At 48.5% G+C, this 20,500-nt stretch carries 18 protein-coding genes; 6 read left to right on the top strand and 12 right to left on the bottom strand.

Annotated elements, in window-relative coordinates; all coding sequences use genetic code 11:
* Positions 1 to 174: 174 nt before the first annotated feature.
* The gene (gene tkt, locus G451_RS0124220; protein WP_027186260.1) at positions 175 to 2,160 is read left to right on the top strand and encodes a transketolase; all 1,986 of its coding nucleotides are present in this window, start codon (positions 175 to 177) and stop codon (positions 2,158 to 2,160) included.
* 343 nt (positions 2,161 to 2,503) lie between these two features.
* Positions 2,504 to 3,487: a class II fructose-bisphosphatase gene (gene glpX / locus G451_RS0124215; RefSeq protein WP_027186259.1), complete on the top strand. Its 984-nt coding sequence runs from the start codon at positions 2,504 to 2,506 to the stop codon at positions 3,485 to 3,487.
* Positions 3,488 to 3,546: 59 nt separating this feature from the next.
* On the opposite strand, the gene G451_RS0124210 is transcribed toward glpX, so the two are convergent.
* The 5 genes from G451_RS0124210 to G451_RS0124190 all read right to left on the bottom strand — a co-directional run bounded on the left by G451_RS0124210 (position 3,547) and on the right by G451_RS0124190 (position 7,689).
* Positions 3,547 to 3,894 carry a DsrE family protein gene (locus G451_RS0124210; protein ID WP_027186258.1) on the bottom strand — a complete coding sequence of 116 codons (348 nt, stop codon included), beginning with the start codon at positions 3,892 to 3,894 and terminating at the stop codon, positions 3,547 to 3,549.
* A 160-nt stretch (positions 3,895 to 4,054) separates the two neighbouring features.
* Complete coding sequence (locus tag G451_RS0124205) at positions 4,055 to 4,906, bottom strand: thiamine pyrophosphate-dependent enzyme (RefSeq protein WP_027186257.1); 852 nt, start codon at positions 4,904 to 4,906, stop codon at positions 4,055 to 4,057.
* Between the two features lie 38 nt (positions 4,907 to 4,944).
* On the bottom strand, positions 4,945 to 6,636 hold the full coding sequence (locus G451_RS0124200; protein WP_027186256.1) for a 2-oxoacid:acceptor oxidoreductase subunit alpha: 1,692 nt from the start codon (positions 6,634 to 6,636) through the stop codon (positions 4,945 to 4,947).
* A 36-nt stretch (positions 6,637 to 6,672) separates the two neighbouring features.
* A complete protein-coding gene (locus G451_RS0124195) occupies positions 6,673 to 7,161 on the bottom strand; it encodes a hypothetical protein (RefSeq protein WP_156921802.1) in 489 nt (162 codons plus the stop codon).
* An 18-nt stretch (positions 7,162 to 7,179) separates the two neighbouring features.
* Complete coding sequence (locus tag G451_RS0124190) at positions 7,180 to 7,689, bottom strand: ferritin (RefSeq protein WP_027186254.1); 510 nt, start codon at positions 7,687 to 7,689, stop codon at positions 7,180 to 7,182.
* 357 nt (positions 7,690 to 8,046) lie between these two features.
* Between G451_RS0124190 and G451_RS0124185 the strand changes: the two genes are divergently transcribed.
* Together G451_RS0124185 and G451_RS31490 are read left to right on the top strand one after the other, a co-directional pair.
* Entirely contained in the window at positions 8,047 to 8,574 is a 528-nt protein-coding gene (locus G451_RS0124185; protein WP_027186253.1) for a hypothetical protein, read from the top strand.
* A 144-nt stretch (positions 8,575 to 8,718) separates the two neighbouring features.
* Complete coding sequence (locus G451_RS31490) at positions 8,719 to 9,441, top strand: FlgO family outer membrane protein (protein WP_051261857.1); 723 nt, start codon at positions 8,719 to 8,721, stop codon at positions 9,439 to 9,441.
* Positions 9,442 to 9,808: 367 nt separating this feature from the next.
* On the opposite strand, the gene lon is transcribed toward G451_RS31490, so the two are convergent.
* From lon to icd, 6 genes are all read right to left on the bottom strand, one after another.
* A complete protein-coding gene (lon, locus tag G451_RS0124175) occupies positions 9,809 to 12,268 on the bottom strand; it encodes an endopeptidase La (protein WP_027186252.1) in 2,460 nt (819 codons plus the stop codon).
* A gap of 148 nt (positions 12,269 to 12,416) precedes the next feature.
* Complete coding sequence (clpX, locus tag G451_RS0124170) at positions 12,417 to 13,667, bottom strand: ATP-dependent Clp protease ATP-binding subunit ClpX (protein WP_027186251.1); 1,251 nt, start codon at positions 13,665 to 13,667, stop codon at positions 12,417 to 12,419.
* 49 nt (positions 13,668 to 13,716) lie between these two features.
* Positions 13,717 to 14,325, bottom strand: coding sequence for an ATP-dependent Clp endopeptidase proteolytic subunit ClpP (clpP, locus tag G451_RS0124165; RefSeq protein ID WP_027186250.1), 609 nt, complete (start codon positions 14,323 to 14,325; stop codon positions 13,717 to 13,719).
* 280 nt (positions 14,326 to 14,605) lie between these two features.
* Positions 14,606 to 15,940, bottom strand: a complete 1,335-nt coding sequence (gene tig, locus G451_RS0124160; RefSeq protein ID WP_027186249.1) for a trigger factor — start codon at positions 15,938 to 15,940, stop codon at positions 14,606 to 14,608.
* A gap of 299 nt (positions 15,941 to 16,239) precedes the next feature.
* Entirely contained in the window at positions 16,240 to 16,401 is a 162-nt protein-coding gene (locus G451_RS0124155; protein WP_156921801.1) for a hypothetical protein, read from the bottom strand.
* Positions 16,402 to 16,556: 155 nt separating this feature from the next.
* Positions 16,557 to 17,705, bottom strand: coding sequence for an NADP-dependent isocitrate dehydrogenase (gene icd / locus G451_RS0124150; RefSeq protein WP_027186247.1), 1,149 nt, complete (start codon positions 17,703 to 17,705; stop codon positions 16,557 to 16,559).
* A gap of 414 nt (positions 17,706 to 18,119) precedes the next feature.
* On the opposite strand from icd, the gene G451_RS31485 reads away from it, so the two are divergent.
* Positions 18,120 to 18,749 (top strand): C40 family peptidase, encoded by a 630-nt coding sequence (locus G451_RS31485; RefSeq protein ID WP_051261856.1) that lies wholly within the window; start codon positions 18,120 to 18,122, stop codon positions 18,747 to 18,749.
* A 339-nt stretch (positions 18,750 to 19,088) separates the two neighbouring features.
* Positions 19,089 to 19,358 carry a hypothetical protein gene (locus G451_RS0124140; RefSeq protein ID WP_027186246.1) on the top strand — a complete coding sequence of 90 codons (270 nt, stop codon included), beginning with the start codon at positions 19,089 to 19,091 and terminating at the stop codon, positions 19,356 to 19,358.
* Between the two features lie 525 nt (positions 19,359 to 19,883).
* Here G451_RS0124140 and G451_RS0124135 read toward each other — a convergent pair.
* Positions 19,884 to 20,117: a helix-turn-helix domain-containing protein gene (locus tag G451_RS0124135; RefSeq protein ID WP_027186245.1), complete on the bottom strand. Its 234-nt coding sequence runs from the start codon at positions 20,115 to 20,117 to the stop codon at positions 19,884 to 19,886.
* Between the last annotated feature and the right edge of the window lie 383 nt (positions 20,118 to 20,500).

The raw sequence follows: 20,500 nt of genomic DNA, 5'->3' as shown, positions 1-20,500 counted from the left end.
ATGCGGTTCTGCATTCTGCGTTGCGTGTGTTTCGGTGCGAACACCGACGGACAGCATTATCCCCTGTCTGTCTTCCATTATTTCTCAACGATGCATGACTTTTTTATCGACTGCGAACGTACGCTGACGACGTTCGCCATGTCTCTCCAACCCGACCAACACAAAGGATGAGCAATGACGCACACTCCTGAAATGGATCAGCGTACTATCAACACGATTAAAGGTCTCATTATGGACACGGTCCGCAAGGCCAACTCGGGCCACCCCGGCGGTGCCATGTCGTCCACAGACTTTGCCTATACGCTGTTCAAAAAACACCTGCGTTTCGACCCCAAGGATTCAACCTGGTTCAACCGTGACCGTTTTATCCTTTCCTGTGGTCATGAATCTGCGCTGCTCTACACCATGCTGACGTTGACTGGCTTCATCGGCATTGAAGACCTCGAACAGTTTCGTCAGCTTGATAGCCGCACTCCCGGCCACCCTGAAAATCACATGACTCCCGGTGTTGAAGCCACCACAGGACCGTTGGGTCAAGGAATCGGTAATGCCGTGGGTATGGCTGTTGCCGAAGCCATGTTACGTGCTCGTTTGGGTGATGATGTCGTCTCGCATTACACCTATGCGTTATGTTCAGACGGCGATATCCAGGAGCCGGTGAGTTATGGCGCTGCCGCTTTAGCCGGCCTCTGGGGGCTCAACAAACTGATCGTCTTCTACGACAGCAACAAAATTCAGCTTGCCGGTCCGACTGCCGATTGTGATTGCGCGGATTACAAAGCCATTTACGAAGGATTGTGCTGGAACGTTATCGATGTCGAGGGCAACGATGCTGCTGCCGTCGATGCTGCACTCATGCAAGCCAAGACATCGGACGACAAGCCTACGCTCATCATCGGTCACACAACCATGGCGAAAGGTTGCAGCACGCTTGAAGGCAATCACTCTACTCATGGCTCCCCTCTGCCTCCTGAAGAAATCGCCGCAACGAAAAAGAAACTCGGACTCGATCCTGAAAAATCTTTCGATCTGCCCGACGATATTGTTGATGCGTTCCGTTCGCATTTTGACGCACTCAGTGCTGAAAGAGAAGTTTGGACAAAAAATCTTGAAGCCAAATGCGCTGATGACGCATTCGCGACGACCTGGAAAAATGTCCAGCTCGATCCGGCCGACCGCGTATTCAACTGGCCGACGTTCGAAATCGGTCAAAAGATTGCGACGAGAAAAGCCTGGGGAGCGTCTTTAGAATCCCTCATTGAGGCATTGCCTCTTCTCGTTGGTGGATCGGCCGACCTCGATCCTTCAAACCAAACGCAAAAGTTTCGCGATACCACCGGACATTTCAGCGGCAAAACCCCGCTTGGTCGCAGCCTGAATTTTGGTGTCCGCGAATTTCCTATGGCGGCAATTTTGAACGGCATCGCATTACATGGCGGACTCATCCCGTTCGGTGCTACGTTCCTCATGTTTTCGGATTATGAACGCAACGCCATCCGTATGTCGGCTTTGCAAGAATTGCCTGTCCTCCATGTCTTCACCCATGATTCGTTCTACGTTGGCGAAGATGGTCCCACGCACCAGCCCATCGAGCATGCGTCTTCTCTGCGGCTTATCCCCAACCTGCTCGTCTTACGACCGGCCGATGCCACGGAAGCCGCAGCATGTGTTGAAATTGCTCTGCGCCAGAAGACCCGTCCGAGCTGTCTCTTGCTGACGCGCCAAGGCCTGCCGGTTCTTGATCCAGCCGTCTACCCGAACATGGCCGAAGGCGTCAAAAAAGGTGGGTATGTCTTGCAGGATCCCAAAGATGGAGAGCCGGACATGATTCTCTTTGCTTCGGGGTCTGAAGCATCCCTGGCACTGGAAGCGGCTCAGCTTCTCACCGAGTACAAAATCCGTATTGTCAATGTTCCCAGCTTCGAACTTTTCGGAGAACAGTCGCAAGAGTACATAGACAGCGTCATTCTGCCTGATCTCGATAAACGTGTCGCCGTCGAGGCTGGCTGCTCCGGTCTGTGGTACAAGTTCGTTGGTCACAAAGGATTCGTCCACGGTATCAATCACTATGGAGCCTCGGCTCCGGCAAATCAACTTGCCGATCGTTTCGGTTTTACTGCAGAAAAGCTCGCATCAGCAATTCGTTCGCACTTTGCATAACGAAGTATAACAACGACTTCAGCGTCAAGAAAAAAGGGAGCAACTCCTTCAAAAACGTTGCTCCCTTTCTCTTCCACAATCCCCCCTTGGAAGCAGTCCGCATTCAGGACGATCTGTCTTGTCGTCACTCCGACGTTTTTGCCTGCATATTTCTGTATAGACTCACTTTCTTTGAAGAAAAGACTTGTTTTCCCGTCAAAAAGGCTTGGGAAAGAAGGGAGATAGAGAGGGGGTGTGGGGGGAGGGGAAGAGGGAAAACCCTTCCCCACGTCTTTCTCACCATATTTTGATTCCCGAAGGCTTTTCGGATACAAGGCGACAATTCAATCAATGAGGAGAGGCCATGGAAGCTCCAGATAGAAATCTTGCTTTGGATCTTGTACGCGTTACAGAAGCCGCGGCTCTGTCATCAGCACGTTGGCTTGGACGCGGCGACAAAAATTCGGGCGATCAGGCCGCCGTCGATGCGATGCGGCTGTGTTTTCAATCGCTTAATATCACGGGAACAATTGTTATCGGCGAAGGGGAAAAGGATGAAGCCCCCATGCTGTATAACGGGGAAAAAGTTGGTTCTGGTCGTGGACCTGGTGTTGATGTTGCCGTCGACCCCGTCGAAGGCACCCGGTTGCTTGCCTATGGCCGGCCCAACGCGATTTCCGTTGTCGGCATTGCTCCGGAAGGGACTATGTTCGATCCCGGCCCCAGTTATTATATGAAAAAACTGGTCGTACCGGCTGGAGCAGCGCAAGTGGTTGATTTGGATGCTCCCGTTGAAGTCAACCTGAAAAGCATTGCCAAAGCTTTGGGCAAAGATGTCGATGACCTTGTTGTCTTTGTCCTGGATAAACCGCGACACAAAGAGCTTGTTGATGATATTCGTAAAGCAGGCGCTCGGATTCAACTCCATACGGACGGCGACGTTGCCGGCTCATTGATGGCTGTCGATCCTCGTGGAGAAATTGATGTCATGATGGGAACGGGGGGAACGCCCGAAGGAGTTCTCTCTGCTTGCGCAATTCGAGCCTTAGGTGGACAGATGCTGACAAAACTCGATCCACAATCCGAAACAGAGCGACAAGCCTGTCTGGATTACGGCATCGATTTAAACGAAGTGCTGAGCGTAACCAACCTCGTGAAAAGTGAAGATACGTTTTTTGCGGCTACCGGAATATCCGGCGGAACCTTTCTTCCCGGCGTTGTGTATTCAGGGACGGGGGCCAACACGTACTCTTTGGTCATGCGTGGAAAAACGGGCACATTACGCCGTATAGAAGCACATCACTCTTGGAATAAACTGATGAAATTCAGCTCTGTCAAATACGATTAATACACAACAAACCACAAAGCAGGCAACCGAATTCCGGGCACCTGCTTTGTGGATACTGTTCAGAACGTTAAAATTGTATACCCGCTTTCGATAAATCGAGCGATACTGGGATGACCGTTCATCTCCTCCAAAATAGTGAAGCCTTCTTTTTTTACGACATCCAACACTCCGAAATTATGCGAACAGGCTTTACAGGCTCCAGCAAAAATACCGAGTGATTTGGTTTTCTCGAAGAGCTTATGCATGGGGTTGGTGTCTTTGGCCAATTCTCCGACAAGCTTGACCGACTCCCCTTCAAGAACAACAACAACTTCAAAGCCCTTCTCTTTCATGTCTATGGCGTTCAGCATGACATGAATAAAGCAGCCCATCTCTCCTCGAAAAGCAAATAATGCCATTTTTTGCATGGCGTTGCGCTCCTTATCATTGTGCCTTGTACCGGTCGCAACGTTCCGGTCAGGTCCGCGATGTAGTTTAAAAGGTCTCAATCAGGACTTGGCATAGCAGGAAACCGTGTCATTTCCGCTGCCTGCCATGTCACAAGGGCAGCAGTTCTGTGCAATAGAATCAGGCGTATTCTTCCAGAATCTCTGCCAGAACGGAGAGGTCGGGATTCCGTCGTGCCAAGGGTTCGCCTTGCATCGCAGGAATATTGCTTCCAAACGCTGGGCGATCGTTCTTATAAATAACCCCTTGCGGTATGGTCTCTCCAAACTGCATTGCCGTATTCATAGCCGTCCCCCAATCAGTGGGGTCATAGTCCTCGGGCAATGGTTTACAGCGTTCTTTGTACCAGCCAAACGTATTCACCTTGTTAAACGACACACACGGTTGCGAAATGTCGATTAACGAGAACCCCTCATGTTGAATACCTTGTTGAATCAAGTCTGCGAGGTGATCAACATTGCCGGAAAAACCGCGAGCGACAAAACCGGCGTGCATTGCAACGGCGACGGCAACGGGATTGAATGCATCCGAAGGCGCACCGAACGGTTGCGCTTTGGTTTTCTGCCCTTTGAGCGTTGTCGGGCTGGCTTGGCCTTTGGTCAAACCATAGATCTGGTTATCATGAGCCAACAAAGTAATATTGATATTGCGTCGGACAGCGGCCAAAAAATGATTGCCGCCTTCGCCGTAGTTGCATCCATCACCGCTCGTGACAACTACAGCAAGATTCTTGTTCGCCAATTTGGCTCCCGTTGCCGGTGGCAGGCTCCTGCCATGCAACCCGTTAAACGCGTTACATTTCAAATAATGAGGAGTTTTTGCAGCCTGACCAATACCGGAACAGACAAGGACTTGATGCGGCTTGAGGCCAAGTCCAGCAAGTGCCTGTTTGAGTGCTTTGAGAATCTGAAAATTTCCGCAACCGGGACACCAAGCCGTTTCGAATTCGCCGTATTCGTCTACACTGACCATATCATCTCCTTGGGTGTTCTCGCCCATGGTTGACGGCGTTAGCGAGTCGCTTCGAGTCGATCGATAATGTATGCCGCCGTAAAAGGCAGACCATCATATCGCAAAATGCGATCATCGGCTTCAAAGCCGGTTTCTTTGCGTACAAGGTCGGCAAATTGCCCTGTGACATTGCCCTCGACAAACACCACGCGATCCGCACTTTCGAAGACGTCGAGAAAATGTGCTGAATCAAGCGGATACACTTGAGAAAAATGTATCACAGCCACTTTGCCTCCAGCTTCCCGTAGCATGGATGCAGCTTCCAGAGCCGCCCCTTTTGTCGATCCGAAGCACACCAACAACAACTCAGGGATATCGTCGCCGTCCAGCGTTGGAGGGACAATGACTTCTTTAAGAATATCCATCTTACGCATGCGCTTGTCGGCCATATCCACGGCTACAGCAAGATCTTCGGTAATATGCCCGTCCTGAGTATGCTCATCGCTGTCGGCAATAACCAAAAATTCTCCAAAACCGGGAAGCTTTCGTGGAGAGACTCCGTTCTTCGTCATCGCATAGCGCATATAATTCGAATCAGGCTCTTCAGAAAGATCGGGCTTTGTCACATCGGCCAGACTGTCAAGATCAAATGGAGCGACCGCCCGATAGGAATCCGCCAGGAATTGGTCGGTCAATATAAACATTGGGGATTGGACGCGCTCGGCCAGATCGACAGCCTTCCACGTCAAATAAAAACACTCCTCAATATCGCCCGGTGTAAAAATGGCGCGAACAAAATCACCATGTCCGGCATAGAGAACGAGATTCAGATCGCTTTGTGCCGTCCGTGTCGGTAGGCCAGTAGCCGGCCCCGGTCGCATGGCCAGGGCAAAGACAACCGGTGTTTCGGTCATACCCGCCAGGCTGACGCCCTCCGTCATAAGCGCAAATCCGCCACCAGATGTCGGGACAAGGACACATGCACCAGCAAACGAAGCGCCCAAAGCCATGTTGACGGCAGCAATTTCATCTTCAGCTTGTTCAGCGACCAACCCCATGCGTTCACCCTTCGCAATAAGGTTGAGTGCAATCGACGTTGACGGGGTCATGGGATAAAATGAACAAAAATTCACTCCTGCGGCTAAGGCCCCAAGAGCAATGGCTTCATTGCCATGGAGTCGCAGTCGTTTTTCTGTTCGTGTTGCCGGGGCGATGCATTCGAAACTGACATCATTCTCCTGTGACCAAGCAAATGCTCCCTCAAAGACATCGATATTTTGCTGAACGATCTCCTTGCCTTTTTTGGAAAAGGTTTCCTCAATAAGCCGATGGAACCATGTTTTTTCCAAACACAAGAGCTGGGCCAAAATACCAAGAGCTGCCGTATTCTCGAAAATCGTTTTTGGAATGAGTTCTTTAAAAGGGACTTTGAGGCGACGTTTGCTTTCAAAAGAAACCGACTCGTCCGCCAATACCACGGCTCGTTCGCTTAACGCATCACTGTGCAATGAAACCGTTTCGGCATTCAATGCGACAAGGATGTCAATTTCATCTTTGGGAGCCAGCACCGGATCAGGACTGGTGCGGATAGCATACGTATTATGTCCACCACGAACGCGGGACATATAATCTTGTGAGACAACAATCTCATACCCGGCTCGCACAAGGGCCTTGGAGAGAAAATCGCCGACGGTGACAAGACCTTGGCCTGCCTCTCCGCCGATGACGATGTTGACAGATGTGTCACTCATAACGTCCTCGTTGTCTTTTGGATTGCACTGCTTTCGTCAGTCAGTCGGGCTTGTCGTCAACGCGGCCCGGGTGCTTATCAATACGGTGATGATTCCACAGGTTTCTTCCAGCAAGAGTTCGTAAAAAGCGATGCGTGTTGCATTGCCACCTTGATCGATGCGATCTTGAAAAACACGAGCAATGCGTTTTTCTGTTGCAAGAGCAATGTCTATTGCTTCGATTTCACTCACGCAGGTTTGCGTCAAGGGCTCAGCCTCATCCGCCAAATCGGAAAAAGAAATTCCTATCGATCGTGTTTCTGCATCGAAAAATGATGCGGCTTCCCATCCTCCAGCACGTCTGAGGCGTTCAGCCATAATACGAATACGTTCGATTTGTTGCAGCTTGTCTCGCAAGATAATGTGGAACACTTCCTGCCCTTTGGCGCTTGGACAGTCGAAGATCGCTTTGTCATAGAAAACCATGCTTTCTTCAAGCAGCTCAAGCGCCTGGGCAAGCATCGTTCCAGGTGCCGTACAAGTCATAGGAACGATCCCAATGCACTAATTGATGACAGGCGGAGTAAACACACGGAGCCCAAGATCCTTATCCAACATAAACATACCGCCGTTCGTTTTCTCGACAAGTTTCAGTTTAGCAATGACATCGCCCACGGTTGCCTCTTCTTCAACCTGTTCGCTGATAAACCATTGCAGATAGGTAATTGTCGCGTGATCGCGTTCAGTGACAGCCATGTCCATCAAATCGTTGATACGTTTCGTGACAAGCTGTTCGTGTTCCAAAGTTTCTTCAAAAACCTGCAACGGATTTTCCCAATCCGCTTTGGGAGCTTCAATCGTTTGCAGCTCAACACGGCCACCACGTTCACTGATGAAATCGAAGAACCTCAAAGCATGAAAACGCTCTTCCTGCTCCTGGCAGCGCATCCAGTTAGCCGCACCAGGCAAACCAAGGTTATCAAAGTACGCGGCCATGGAGAGATACAGATAGGCCGAGTACAATTCCCATTTCACCTGATCATTCAACGCTTTTTCCATTTCTTTGCTCAACATGTCATTTTATCCTTGAGAGTTGAAAGTGTCGGTCAATATACCGTGAAGAGGTAAACGATCTGTATTCAACCACGGCCAAACGTTCGACCGTAAGCTTTACAAACCGTATGAAATCCCAAAGAAACTGGATTTATTATTAACCATTTCCAGAACAATTCTGCAAGGGACAATCCGAGGTCCAAACAAAAAAGACGAAACGATCTTTGAACATTGATATCTCAATGTGATGAACATTTAACGAATTTACCGAACATTCCGCTCCCCTCTCTCATTTTTCAATACGCCGCTAAAGCTTTTCATCGACCCTGCCGATAAGGAAGATGAACCAGAAACATTGGCGCTCTTGCCGGAGGCTTCATGCGCACCTTTATCCGTATCAGTATCATTATTTTTATTTCCACTATGACCATATCATTGGCCATAGCAGACCCGGTGTGCCCGCCATCCACCACGTCTTCAAAATACTATTATGCACGGGCAACCACGGCACAAACCTCAACCGCGAGAGCAGTGTCCGAACCGGCATACGTTCGGGTTTTGGCCCCTATTCCGGCGGTTATTCCAATCCGTAGTGTAACCGAAGCGCCAAGCCCCCGGCCGGTACCTTTTATCCCCGGCTCCGTTGCTCCGCCTAAACGATCTCATAAAAAGGTGGCCGCGAAGAAAAAGCCTGCCTCGAAAACAACGCATGTATCAACGAATGACAAAGGATTGAAAATTCCTCGAGTCACGACACCGCCGCTTCCCAAGCTTGAGAAGAAAACGAGTGAAGAGCCGAGTTTGTCAGCGCTCCCATTCCCTTCGATAAGCCAGAACGATGTCTCGGCAACGTCTAAAGGCGCAGTGACCATGACACCATCATCATCAACCTTGGAAACGCCGTAATTTTACGCACGATCTCCTTTTGGCACATACAGCGCAACATAAGACTAAAGATATATCGGAATGTGTCGAACAGACTAAATACGTTCAACAATGCAACCAAACCCTTAACTGTCGGCCCAAAGGCCCTCAAAGGATGACACGCCTATGCGCATACGTCAGACTCCAGCTCAACGAGCCCGCCCTGTCGTGTCGCTGAAGAGCACGATCATGGCCGGCCTGTTCTTTCTCCTTGTTTCCTGCACCCCCATGCAAAACAATATGGTCAAGTATCAGGCCGGGAGCAACTACGGCAATGGCAATGCATCCACTGCGCAACGATTGCAATACTGGCAAGTAGCGCAAAGTCTTGCCCGCGATCTCGATAGTCAAATTGCCCGCCGCATGCTGCTCGGCGGTGATAATAGCCGAGGCCTCTACTGGGTCGTTGTCACCGTGCCTGTCAACCTCAACGATCTGACACAGACGTCTCCTCTTGGCCGACTCATGGCGCAAGAAGTTGGATCGGCCCTGGTACAACTTGGCTATAATGTGCAAGAAATTCGTAAAGGAAGCGATATCGTCTTCAATCCCAAGCAAGGGGAATTTATTCTGACACGCGATGTCAATCAGCTTCTTAACCGTGGCGCGACAAGTACACTCGTTGTTGCCGGAACCTATACTCAAACCAGTCAGGGAGTACGCTTCAACATGGAAGTGCTCAATGCCTGGAATAATAATGTCATTGCAGCGTCCAGCCGAACTCAGGCCTATACCCCGGCAGTGGCGAGCCTGATAGGTGATGGTGGTGGCGGAGTCGTTCCAAGCGTCCGAACGAGACCCGATTACCGCACTCTGCGACAACAGATTCCTTCGTTCCTTTTGCCATAAGTTTCTGAGGGAGGGGAAAATCCTTTTTAAGGAAAACGATTTCCCCTCTTCTCCCCTCCCCTCCCCCGTCCGCCTGCCTTCCACAAACATAATCAATATCTACGTAATGATACAAGACAGAGATTGGATTTGTATGAGTATGCAAACGCGCTCCTGTGAGTGGCTGCAGCTTCACGCACATCTCATGAAAAAAAATTAGGTTCAAAAAAAGAAGCAACCTGGTTCTCGTCCTACGTGAACGCAGAACGACATCCAGCAAAAAAGTTCGGGAAGATAAAGGAGAGGAGACGGAGGGAGCCAGGGGAGGAAAAAAGGGAGGACCCCTTTTTTCCCTCTCCCTAGTCACCGAAGGAAAAACGTTTTCGAATTAATGCCGTGTTTGATTCTGGTGTTCCTGTTTGAGCAGTCCGCTGGCCAGAGTCGGCAGATTTTCGTCTCGACCGCAGAAGATTTTATCCGGGTCAGAGCAGATCAAGGCTTGTTCCAGAACTTTATCCATATGCTCGACTTCGGTGATTTCGAGGTCACGCAAAATGGCTTCTGGTACATCTTTAAGATCTTTCACATTATCGGCCGGAATAAGCACTCGTGAGATTTGCCCGCGGTGTGCAGCCAATAATTTCTCACGCAGCCCACCAATGGGCAGCACACGACCGCGCAACGTGATTTCCCCAGTCATGGCAATGTCATTTGCCACCGGCATGTTGAGCAACGCAGAAACGATCGTTGTTGCCAACGTAATACCGGCCGAGGGGCCATCCTTAGGGGTCGCACCTTCAGGAACGTGAATATGAATGTCGATTTCCTTATGGAAATCCGGTTTCAGTCCAAACAAATGGGATCGCGAACGGATATATGACAGCGCAGCTCGAGCCGACTCCTGCATAACATCCCCGAGTTTCCCCGTAATTTCGACTTTCCCTGTTCCCGGCATAAGAGCCGTTTCCACCATGAGGAGTTCACCGCCGAGCTCGGTGTACGCCAATCCTGTTGTCACCCCAACCTGCGGAGCTTCCTCTTTTTCACCATAGCGATGCTTGGGCACTCCAAGGTAGGTACTCAAATTCTGCTTTGTGACAGTAACCGAGGTATCCAAATCTTTGCTTTCAACGATTTTTCTCGCAGCCTTGCGACAGACAGAAGAAATCTCGCGCTCCAGATTACGAACCCCGGCTTCTCGCGTGTAGCGCCGAATAATTTCCAAAAAGGCGTTATCCGACAAGCTCAGGTTATTTTCCGCCAAGCCATTCTGCTCAAGCGATTTCGGGAACAAGAATCGCTTGGCAATCTTCATCTTCTCGGTTTCGAGATATCCAGGAATACGAATGATCTCCATCCGGTCTTGCAGAGGCAAGGGGATGGTATGCAAAGCGTTCGCCGTGGTGATGAAAAAAATCTTGGACAAATCATAGTCCAAATCAAGATAGTGATCATTAAAAGCGTAGTTCTGCTCGGGGTCCAGGACTTCAAGCAGTGCGCTTGATGGATCACCCCGAAAATCCGTGCTCATCTTATCGACTTCATCGAGACAGAACACCGGGTTATTGCAATTCACTTTCTTGAGTGACTGAATAATCTTGCCAGGCAAAGCCCCCACATAGGTGCGTCGGTGTCCACGAATTTCCGCTTCGTCGCGAACTCCACCAAGGGAAAGACGAACAAATTCGCGTCCCATGGCACGGGAAACCGATTTGGCTAACGAGGTTTTCCCAACCCCCGGAGGTCCAACCAAACAAAGGATGGGGCCTTTGGAATGTGTCACCAAGCTCTGGACGGCCAAATACTCCAGAATACGTTCTTTGGGTTTCTCCAGACCGTAATGATCTTCATCCAGAGTGGTCGCAGCCTTCTCGATATCAATTTCACTTTCCTGTAATACATTCCATGGCAGGTCGAGAATCCATTCCACATAATTGCGGACCACGGTGTATTCAGCCGAGGATGGCGGTGTCTGACGCAACTTTTTGAGTTCGCGCATCGCCTTTTCCCGAGCATCTTCGGGCATATCCTTGGCTTTCAACTGTTCCTCAAACTCAGACACCTCGGCCAAGGGATCGTCATCGCGTCCCATTTCCTTGTTAATGGCCTTGAGTTGCTCATTGAGGTAATATTCCCGCTGATTCTTCTCCATCTGCTGTTTAACACGATTTTTGATTTTCTTCTCAATAGAAGAAATTTCAATTTCGCCCTGCAGCAAAGAGTACGTTTCTTCCAACCGTGTCAGCGGATTGCGCTCTTCAAGAATTTCCTGCTTTTTGAGGTAATCGACCTTGAGATGCGGCATGACGGCATCGGCCAATTTGCCCGGCAGTGTCAGGGAATTGATGGCGAGAATTGTTTCGGGCGCAAGCTTTTTGTTGATGCGTCCGAATTGTTCCAGGGCCTCATGTGTTGTTCGGATGAGCGCTTCAGCTTCGGAACTCTGCACATCTTCGTCGGGAAGGCGGCGTATATCCACCATGGCAAATTCGGAATCATCAAGTTCCTGTTCGCCATCATGTTCCCAGACAGCTCGATACAAGCCTTCGAACAGCACTTTAATCGTACCGTCAGGAAGACGAAGCATTTGCAAAATTTTGCTGATGGTCCCCACACGGAACAAATCATCCGGACCAGGCTTTTCCGTTTCCGGAGTCCGCTGGGCAACGAGAAAAATCTTTTTATCATGATAGGCGACTGCATGCTCGATCGCCTTGATTGAGGCCTCGCGTCCAACAAACAGGGGAACAATGGAGCGAGGGAACATGACGACTTCCCGAAGACTCATCAATGGCAAATGTGCACTGTCTTCTTGAAAATCGTCGTTATCGAAGGAAAAATCGGTCATACCTTCTCCTTGAAAAAAACCGGCTGTGATCGGTCGGCACCAAAGGTGCATTCATTATCGGAATAACCACAGTTAAGACCGCGGGCGGGAAAGTCAAATGAAATGAAAATGCCGGGCGGTGTATGGCCGCCCGGCGACAAGACATGAATTATGCGCTTTTGACTTCCTGATGGTAGAATAAAAGCGGGTCAACGCCCTTTTCTACAACGGCCTTGTTAATAACGCACTCTTTGACACCAGTCAGCGATGGAAGCTCGTACATAATATCGAGCATGGTCGACTCAAGCACATTGCGCAGACCACGGGCTCCTGTTTTTCGCTCCATCGATTTTTCGGCAACAGCGTTGAGGGCGTTTTTCGTAAAACGCAACCGGATTTTATCCATTTCAAAGAGCTTTTGATACTGCTTTATCAATGCATTCTTGGGCTCAGTGAGAATGCGCACGAGATCTTCACGCGACAGTTCCGCCAAAGCCGTCAGAATAGGAATACGGCCGACAAATTCGGGAATAAGACCGAATTTGATCAGATCCATAGGGTGAGCGTGGCTCAATACGACACCAAGATCTTCTTCGCGTTTGGGTTCGACCTTGGCTCCAAACCCCAGGCTGGTCCCCTGCTCGCGCTGCTTGACGATCTTATCCAACCCAATAAACGCGCCCCCTAAAATGAACAGGATATTCCCCGTGTTGAGCCGAATGAATTCCTGTTGTGGGTGCTTGCGTCCTCCTTTGGGAGGAATATTGGCTTCAGTGCCTTCGATAATTTTGAGCAGTGCTTGTTGGACACCTTCACCGGAGACATCTCGGGTGATGGACGGAGAATCGCCTTTTCGTGCAACTTTGTCGATTTCATCAATATAAATGATGCCCTTCGACGCCGCTTCGATATCGTAATCGGCGTTTTGCAAGAGTTGCACAAGGATATTTTCCACGTCTTCACCGACATACCCTGCTTCCGTCAGCGTGGTTGCATCGGCAATGGCAAAAGGAACCTTCAGCACCCGGGCCAAAGTTTGGGCCAACAAGGTTTTCCCCGATCCCGTGGGACCGATAAGCAAAATATTGCTTTTATCGATCTCAATGTCGTCGCCACTCTTATTGGAATAAAACACCCGTTTGTAGTGATTATGGACAGCCACGGCTAAGATCTTTTTAGCGTCATCTTGACCAATAACGTACTCATCAAGAAGACGCTTTATTTCAGCCGGCGAAAGAAGTTTACCTTCTTCCACTTCCTCATTAAGGCTCTCCTGAGCAATAATTTCATTACACAGAGAGACGCACTCGTCGCAAATATAGACGTCGGGTCCTGCGATAAGACGCTGCACCTCTTCCTGGTTCTTTCCACAAAAGGAGCAACACAGCTCGGGGGAAAGGGAAGTTTTCTTCTTCGTCATCTTGTAACTCGAATGTTCTCGGGTCAGGTTTGGACCAACGTCGCCACGTCTACGCCTTCACCTTCTCCCGCAGTTCACTTCTCGAAGACAGGACTTCATCAATCAGTCCATACTCCTTGGCTTGCTCCGGACGCATGAAATAATCGCGTTCGGTATCGAGACGGACTCGTTCGATATCCTGTCCAGTATGGCTGGCGAGTATTTCATTTAAGGATTCACGTAAACGGATAATCTCGCGAGCGTGAATGTCAATGTCTGTTGCTTGTCCCTGAAAACCACCCATGGGTTGATGGATAAGAATACGGCTGTGGGGTAACGAATACCGCATGCCTTTTTCTCCTGCGGCCAGCAAGAACGCTCCCATGCTCGATGCTTGGCCCATACACAACGTTGCGACAGGCGAAGAAATGTATTGCATGGTATCGTAAATAGCCAAGCCGGCAGTAACAGATCCACCGGGAGAGTTGATGTAAAGGTTAATTTCTTTTTCCGGATGTTCGGATTCAAGAAACAACAACTGAGCGCACACCAGGTTTGCAACGTGATCATCTACGGCGGTGCCGAGAAGAATGATACGGTCTTTCAGCAAACGCGAATAAATATCGTACGCTCGTTCCGAACGACCTGTCGTTTCAATAATGATGGGGACTGCCGCCATCGATGTATTTCTCCCTTTGGCTGGAGGGTGATGAGATGCGGGAAACGGTACGGAATACATATCGCAGGTTGAACACCAGTTAGGCACAATGCATAATCTGCTTGTTGAAGTTAATCATATACTGGATTTGACTTCAAGTTCAAGCAGGTGCTCTCCGTACCTTCTATAGCAAAATTCGGGCCTTATTGAAAAACAGGGCGATCCAAACGGACCGCCCTGACAAATGCCCTTACTCTGGCGTGTCTCCGCCAGCGAGAGCCTGCCTGTCAATCCGGCGCAATTAGCCGTCTTGACCTTCAGATTCCTCTTCTTGCGCCGGAGCTTCAGAAGCCGGCACTTTGGTCACATTGGCGTGACGATACAAGAAATCCATGGCTTTGTCTGACAATATTTTGTCTTTGATTTGGAAAATCAAATTCTCACGTTCGTAATATTGCTTAATGGTCAAGAAATCTTGTCCAGTCTTGCTTGCCACCTGATAGAGGTAAGCGTCCACTTCTTGCGGCTGAACCGTCAAGTTTTCCTTTTGTGCAAGGGACATCAGCAACAATTGGCTCCGCAGCAATTCTTCAGCCTGCGGGGCGACTTCGGCACGAACAGATTCGTCATCTTTACCGAGCTTCTCGGGATTTTTACCCGACCGTTCCAGGCGGTCAATATAATCATCAATCATGTTCTTGATGGTTTCTTCCAGCACACCTTGCGGAAGCGGAAAATCGACCATCTTCAACAGTTTATCGAGCAGCTTCTTTTCAGCTTCACTCTTATACAGTTCCTGGCGGCTTTTGACGTAAGACTGCTTGAGAACTTCTTTCATTTTCTCAAGGCTTTCAAAATTCCCGGCTTTTTTGGCCAGTTCGTCATCGACTTCCGGCAGAACTTTTTCCTTGATGACATGCAATTTGACTTTCATCTCAACGGTGTGTCCGGCCAGATTCTGATTGATGAAGTCCTCGGGGAAGGTCATATCACCGCCCCCTTCCTGTCCGGGAACAAGCGCTTTGACCATGGTTTCGAAATCGGCAAGAGCCTGCCCTTCACCGAGGGTCATTTCGAAATTATCCGCCTTGATTCCAGGGACGGATTCGCCATCTTTGAACGCTTCAAAGGACACCACAATGACATCGCCATCGACGGGGGTCCGTTCTTCCTTAATCACCTGCACTTCAGCATTGTTGGAGCGCAAACGTTCAATAATGGCGTCGATATCTTTTTCTTCAATATCGGCTTCCGTTTCTTCAACGTCCAGGCCTTTGTACTCAGGCAATTCGATCTCGGGAGCATGTTCGAAACCGAACGTGTAGGAAAAAGGCTCCCCTTTGACGAGCTCTTTGGCGTCGACATCGATCTTGCTCAACGGCGTCAGGTTCAACTCGCCCATGACTTCGTTGATATGGACGTTGATGAGATCATTAGTGGCTTCGCCGTAAACTTGGTCTTTGAAGCGCGCTTCAATAACACTGGCAGGAACTTTGCCTTTGCGAAACCCTTTGATGTCCACCTGGGCGCGGAGCATAGCAATGGTGGCGGACAAGGAGGCGTTCACTTCCTCCGCGGGGACTTCGACACGTACTTTGACCTCGACGGGGGATACCTCTGTAGTGGTATATTCCATGGGAAACTTCTTCCTCCTTGGGGATGATTTTCTTCTTCAGTTTATATGCGGATAGGCCGCAAGGCCGCCGCGAAGAAATCACTGACAAGCAAAAGCATTATGTTACTCGATTTTCCTTCAAAAGGGAAGCCTTTCTCCTTTCGAGTTTCGCAACTTCATTTTGCGCACCCACGACACGCAAAGAGGCGTTGTGTGTACGAAGAAAATCAAAACCAGTATAATATTAGCCAGATAGAATCGCGACAGTGCGCATTATTACGCAAATGCCCTCTTGACCCGCGGAAAAAGCTGGCGAACCGTCAATTCAGTATCCTATTCATATAAAAATCGTTTATAATCATAACAAAAAAATGTGCGATAGCGCCTATCCCCACAAAGTCACACTCTGCAGGAAAACGTACACCGATGTTGGCGAGATTGGATGTCGTCGTCCACATGGCATAGCTTTCTTCAATCGTCATGCTTTTCCAAAGAACAATCACAGTCGCAGATCGTCAACAATTTGACAATTCCAGAAAAACACGCTGTGCAAATACAAAACAACACAGTCCAAAATTTTTGAACCGTGTTGTTTTGTAGAATACCGTGCGTTTTAACGAAACAACGCGAAAAAGACCTACAGATAGGACGCGAGAATTTCCCCGAACTCCGTGCAACCAACGGCTGTTGCGCCTTCCATCTGGTTCACCAAGTCAATGGTAACCTTTTTACCTGAAATCGCTTTGTCCATCGCAGCATGAATCAGGCTTGCCGCATCATTCAGTCCGATATGCTCAAGCATCATAGCGCCGGACAGAATGATGCTGCCAGGGTTGGCTTTGTCCATACCGGCAATAGTCGGGGCCGTTCCGTGCGTGGGTTCAAAAAATGCCAAGGTCTGGTTCATATTCACACCAGGAGCCAAACCAAGCCCACCAACCTGTGCGGCCAACGCATCCGAAATATAGTCGCCGTTGAGATTCGTCGTGGCGATAACCGAATACTCCTGCGGACGCATCAAGACTTCCTGGAACATGGCGTCTGCAATCCGATCCTTGATGATGACTTTCGACGTCTCGCCTTTGGCATCGGCTTCCGTCACCACGGAATCAGCAAATTCATCAGCGGCCACTTCGTAGCCCCAATTGCGGAACGCACCTTCCGTGTACTTCATGATATTGCCTTTGTGGACCAGTGTCACATTCGGCTTTCCCTGAGAAACGGCATGCTCAATCGCTTTGCGAACAAGACGCTTGGAGCCTTTTTCCGTAATGGGCTTCACCCCAACTCCGGCACTGACATCGACATTGGCACCAAGCTCGTCCCGCAGGAACTCCAGCAAACGCTTGGCTTCGTCAGTTCCAGAAGCGTATTCGATACCCGCGTATACATCTTCAGTGTTTTCACGGAAAACAATCATATCGACAAGGTCAGGCCGTTTGACCGGAGACTCGATGCCTTCAAAATACCGAATGGGACGGATACATGCGAACAAATCAAGCGTTTGTCGCAGAGTGACGTTGAGGCTCCGAAATCCACCAGCAATAGGTGTGGCGAGCGGCCCTTTGAACGCGAGCTCAGCAGACTGCAGAGTATCAAGCGTTTCCTGCGGCAAATAGTTACCCGTTTCTTTATAGGCTTTTTCACCAGCCAACAGCTCTTCCCAAACCAGACTATGCTCACCGTTGTAGGCTTTGGCCACAGCCGCATCAATCACCGGACGACCGGCTTTGAATACTTCCGGCCCGATGCCATCACCTGCAATAAAATATACGGTTTTTTTCATGCGTGGGTTCTCCTTAGCAGATTCGTGAAAACTTTCTCAAAGCGAGTACGAAACGGCGCCGCCCTCTGTCAACAGACAAAGCTCGGCGAAAGCCCTTCCATAATTATTTGCGATAAAAAAGAACAAAATTTTTAAAACATAAACATTTCATCAACTTTAAACAACATTTTTTCCCTACTAAAATGATTCAGTTCAAATTTTTTCGGCTGAACCTCCACAAAAAACTAGACAAAAGAGAATGCTCAAGGTTAAGAAGTCGTCCAGCGGTGAGGCGTATTACCGCATTTTTCCTACACAAGTGATTGTGTTATTGGTTTATGTCGTGCCGTCTGCCAACACCATTTTCTCTCATTTTCACGTGTGTCTTGTTTGAGACTGCACCTTTTTGTAAACCCGTAACTGGAGCCTGAAAAGATGCCCTCTCAAAGTTATATAAAACCTCGTATAGTAAAAAGCATCATTTTCATCTCTCTCATGGCTTTGACCCTGAGCGCATGCGGTAAAAAAAACTACTCCAATCTAGGCGCTCTCACCTGTGACCCCAAAGCCAATGCCTCTCAAGCCTTTCTTCTCGATTCCCCCCTCAAAAATCTCGATCCAACCGATGATCTCCTGATAGCCGACAAGATCTTAAGTGGCGACCTGTTCAAACTTGCCGAAGATTCCAACGGCAAAGACGTGTACGAAAAACTGCTGAAAACAGCATACACGCAATTGGGTAGGCGCTACCGCTATGGCGGAACAAGCCCTCGTACTGGATTTGATTGTTCCGGTTTTACATCGTGGGTTTACAAAAAGCATGGCTATAAGCTTCCCCGCACATCTCGTGAACAAGCCCATGTCGGCAAAGCTATCCCTAAGTCACAGCTCCGCAAAGGCGACCTTGTCTTTTTCCGCACAAGACGGCGTATTTCTCATGTCGGAATTTATGTTTCCAACGGGAAATTCATCCACAGCCCCCGCTCTGGGGAAAGTATCGAAGTCACAGATCTCAATCATTCATATTGGGGACGACACTATGCCGGTGGACGCCGCGTTTTCTAGGAAGAGTCCACATCTCTATGACAACAAAAAAACCGGCCTAGGCCGGTTTTTTTGTTGTCTGTACATTTTTCTCTTCCGGAAACATAATGCACGCAGAAAGAACAAGCGTGCATTATGTTTTCAGACCAACGCGCTGATTTTCTTAACGTAATATTTAATTGCATAATCCTACAATAAACACCCGCCTCTTTTCACAAATCCTTTAATTCTCCACGAGCTCGAGAGAGTTCGTGTTATTTTTCTCTCGATTGCTCCATTTTCTTCAAAACTCAGGATTTCCCTGATTGACACTTTACCCAATCCTTATTCTACTTTTCCAATATGCATGTGGAGGGAGCCATGACCTTTTGGCAAAAAAAGCGATATCATACTTCATCGCGTTTTCATTATTCGCCGCTCAGTGATGCAACGCTCCAAGTGCTGCATCTTCCCGACGATCCTCGCTTAAAAAAACGTACGGTTCAATTCCCCAAGGAAGTGAACGTTGATCCGCAAGAAGTATATTCCATTCACTTAGAAGAAACGGTCGAATTCTTGAAAAAAATGGGCTTATGCTTAGCTGACAAGGGAGATAAAGATTCTTTTCTTGTCAAATGGATAGATCGCTAACAGCTTGAAATCAATACCTTTTACCGTGTAACTCATAGCGCATCAATAAATTGATGACTTTGTTCGTACGTGGTTTGTCTATTCGCTCACCAGCATCGTTTTTTCAGCCTAGGAGTGAACAACATTTTATATATTGGCAGGCACAAACGGGAGGATGATCCCCCCCCCCCGCTCTACAAAATGAAGAAAGCAAATAGACGGGGACTCCACAGCCGATAACACGACATGCGCCTCTCATATTGCTACGTCACAGTTGCAGCACTCTTTACTCGTTCTTCGATGCTTATAAAGAAGGCAGGCGTCTTCCGAAAAGTTTGCATGTAGAGAAAGCGAAAGACGCTTATCGAAGAGAGGCGCTGGATATCCTTTAGGGACATTTCCCCATATTTATTAACTTTATTTAGCAAGGACTACTATCATTTTCGCGCCAATAAATTGTATTTTCGCGCCAAAACAAACTTTTCTTTCAAGGAGAAGCAGGTGAATCGGCTTACTCAGATCACTCCTCAATGAGGACTACCCTGATTACTCTTTATTCGTGTCGAAACTCTCTGCGGTAAAATGCAAGGGACTACACATTGTCAACGAGGTATAAGCCACTTCGAAACGTTTTTTGAGTTCACCGGTCAACTGTCGTCTTCCAGCAAAGATTTGTGAAACATGAGAATTGCTGACGCCAATGGCATCAGCCAGATTTTTGTACTCAATCTTTTGCTCTTCAATATCTCTATTATGGCTTTGGATGCTATTATTAAACATAGTGTCTTCTTCTTATAATTCGTATTGATTAAAAATAATACATAGCAAACACAAACAAATCAAAATATCTATTTCTGCAATGAAACCACCTGCCCCAAGAAACATACACAAGAAAAACCCTATATACAAAATAGAATACACTTATCACTGTAAAAAATTTCATCAATTCCAAATAAAGGCACAAGAACTAGCTTGTTCACTTTAATAACTCCATACACGACGACTAAATTCATGTTATCATCAATCATTATAAATATGATGTAAATTTTACGCCAAAAGAATACATTTGGGCGCCAAAATATGATGCCAACACACACAATACACCAACCCGTTCCGTCTTCTTTTCACAGGATTCATTCGAATGCCTCCAACCAGTTTATTAC

Source organism: Desulfovibrio inopinatus DSM 10711, assembly GCF_000429305.1.
Lineage (GTDB): Bacteria > Desulfobacterota > Desulfovibrionia > Desulfovibrionales > Desulfovibrionaceae > Alteridesulfovibrio > Alteridesulfovibrio inopinatus.
The sequence above is the reverse complement of the archived record's forward strand: the minus strand, read 5'-3'. Positions and strand labels throughout refer to the sequence as shown.

Bases quoted from the DNA above. Each gene is read 5' to 3' on its own strand.
- G451_RS0124195 (WP_156921802.1), bottom strand. From the start codon at position 7,161: ATGACTTGTACGGCACCTGGAACGATGCTTGCCCAGGCGCTTGAGCTG.
- clpX (WP_027186251.1), bottom strand. From the start codon at position 13,667: ATGACGAAGAAGAAAACTTCCCTTTCCCCCGAGCTGTGTTGCTCCTTT.
- G451_RS0124155 (WP_156921801.1), bottom strand. From the start codon at position 16,401: ATGACGATTGAAGAAAGCTATGCCATGTGGACGACGACATCCAATCTC.
- G451_RS0124140 (WP_027186246.1), top strand. From the start codon at position 19,089: ATGACCTTTTGGCAAAAAAAGCGATATCATACTTCATCGCGTTTTCAT.
- G451_RS0124210 (WP_027186258.1), bottom strand. From the start codon at position 3,894: ATGCAAAAAATGGCATTATTTGCTTTTCGAGGAGAGATGGGCTGCTTT.
- G451_RS0124185 (WP_027186253.1), top strand. From the start codon at position 8,047: ATGCGCACCTTTATCCGTATCAGTATCATTATTTTTATTTCCACTATG.
- G451_RS0124200 (WP_027186256.1), bottom strand. From the start codon at position 6,636: ATGAGTGACACATCTGTCAACATCGTCATCGGCGGAGAGGCAGGCCAA.
- tkt (WP_027186260.1), top strand. From the start codon at position 175: ATGACGCACACTCCTGAAATGGATCAGCGTACTATCAACACGATTAAA.
- lon (WP_027186252.1), bottom strand. From the start codon at position 12,268: ATGACCGATTTTTCCTTCGATAACGACGATTTTCAAGAAGACAGTGCA.
- G451_RS0124205 (WP_027186257.1), bottom strand. From the start codon at position 4,906: ATGGTCAGTGTAGACGAATACGGCGAATTCGAAACGGCTTGGTGTCCC.
- tig (WP_027186249.1), bottom strand. From the start codon at position 15,940: ATGGAATATACCACTACAGAGGTATCCCCCGTCGAGGTCAAAGTACGT.
- glpX (WP_027186259.1), top strand. From the start codon at position 2,504: ATGGAAGCTCCAGATAGAAATCTTGCTTTGGATCTTGTACGCGTTACA.
- G451_RS31490 (WP_051261857.1), top strand. From the start codon at position 8,719: ATGCGCATACGTCAGACTCCAGCTCAACGAGCCCGCCCTGTCGTGTCG.
- icd (WP_027186247.1), bottom strand. From the start codon at position 17,705: ATGAAAAAAACCGTATATTTTATTGCAGGTGATGGCATCGGGCCGGAA.
- clpP (WP_027186250.1), bottom strand. From the start codon at position 14,325: ATGGCGGCAGTCCCCATCATTATTGAAACGACAGGTCGTTCGGAACGA.
- G451_RS31485 (WP_051261856.1), top strand. From the start codon at position 18,120: ATGCCCTCTCAAAGTTATATAAAACCTCGTATAGTAAAAAGCATCATT.
- G451_RS0124135 (WP_027186245.1), bottom strand. From the start codon at position 20,117: ATGTTTAATAATAGCATCCAAAGCCATAATAGAGATATTGAAGAGCAA.
- G451_RS0124190 (WP_027186254.1), bottom strand. From the start codon at position 7,689: ATGTTGAGCAAAGAAATGGAAAAAGCGTTGAATGATCAGGTGAAATGG.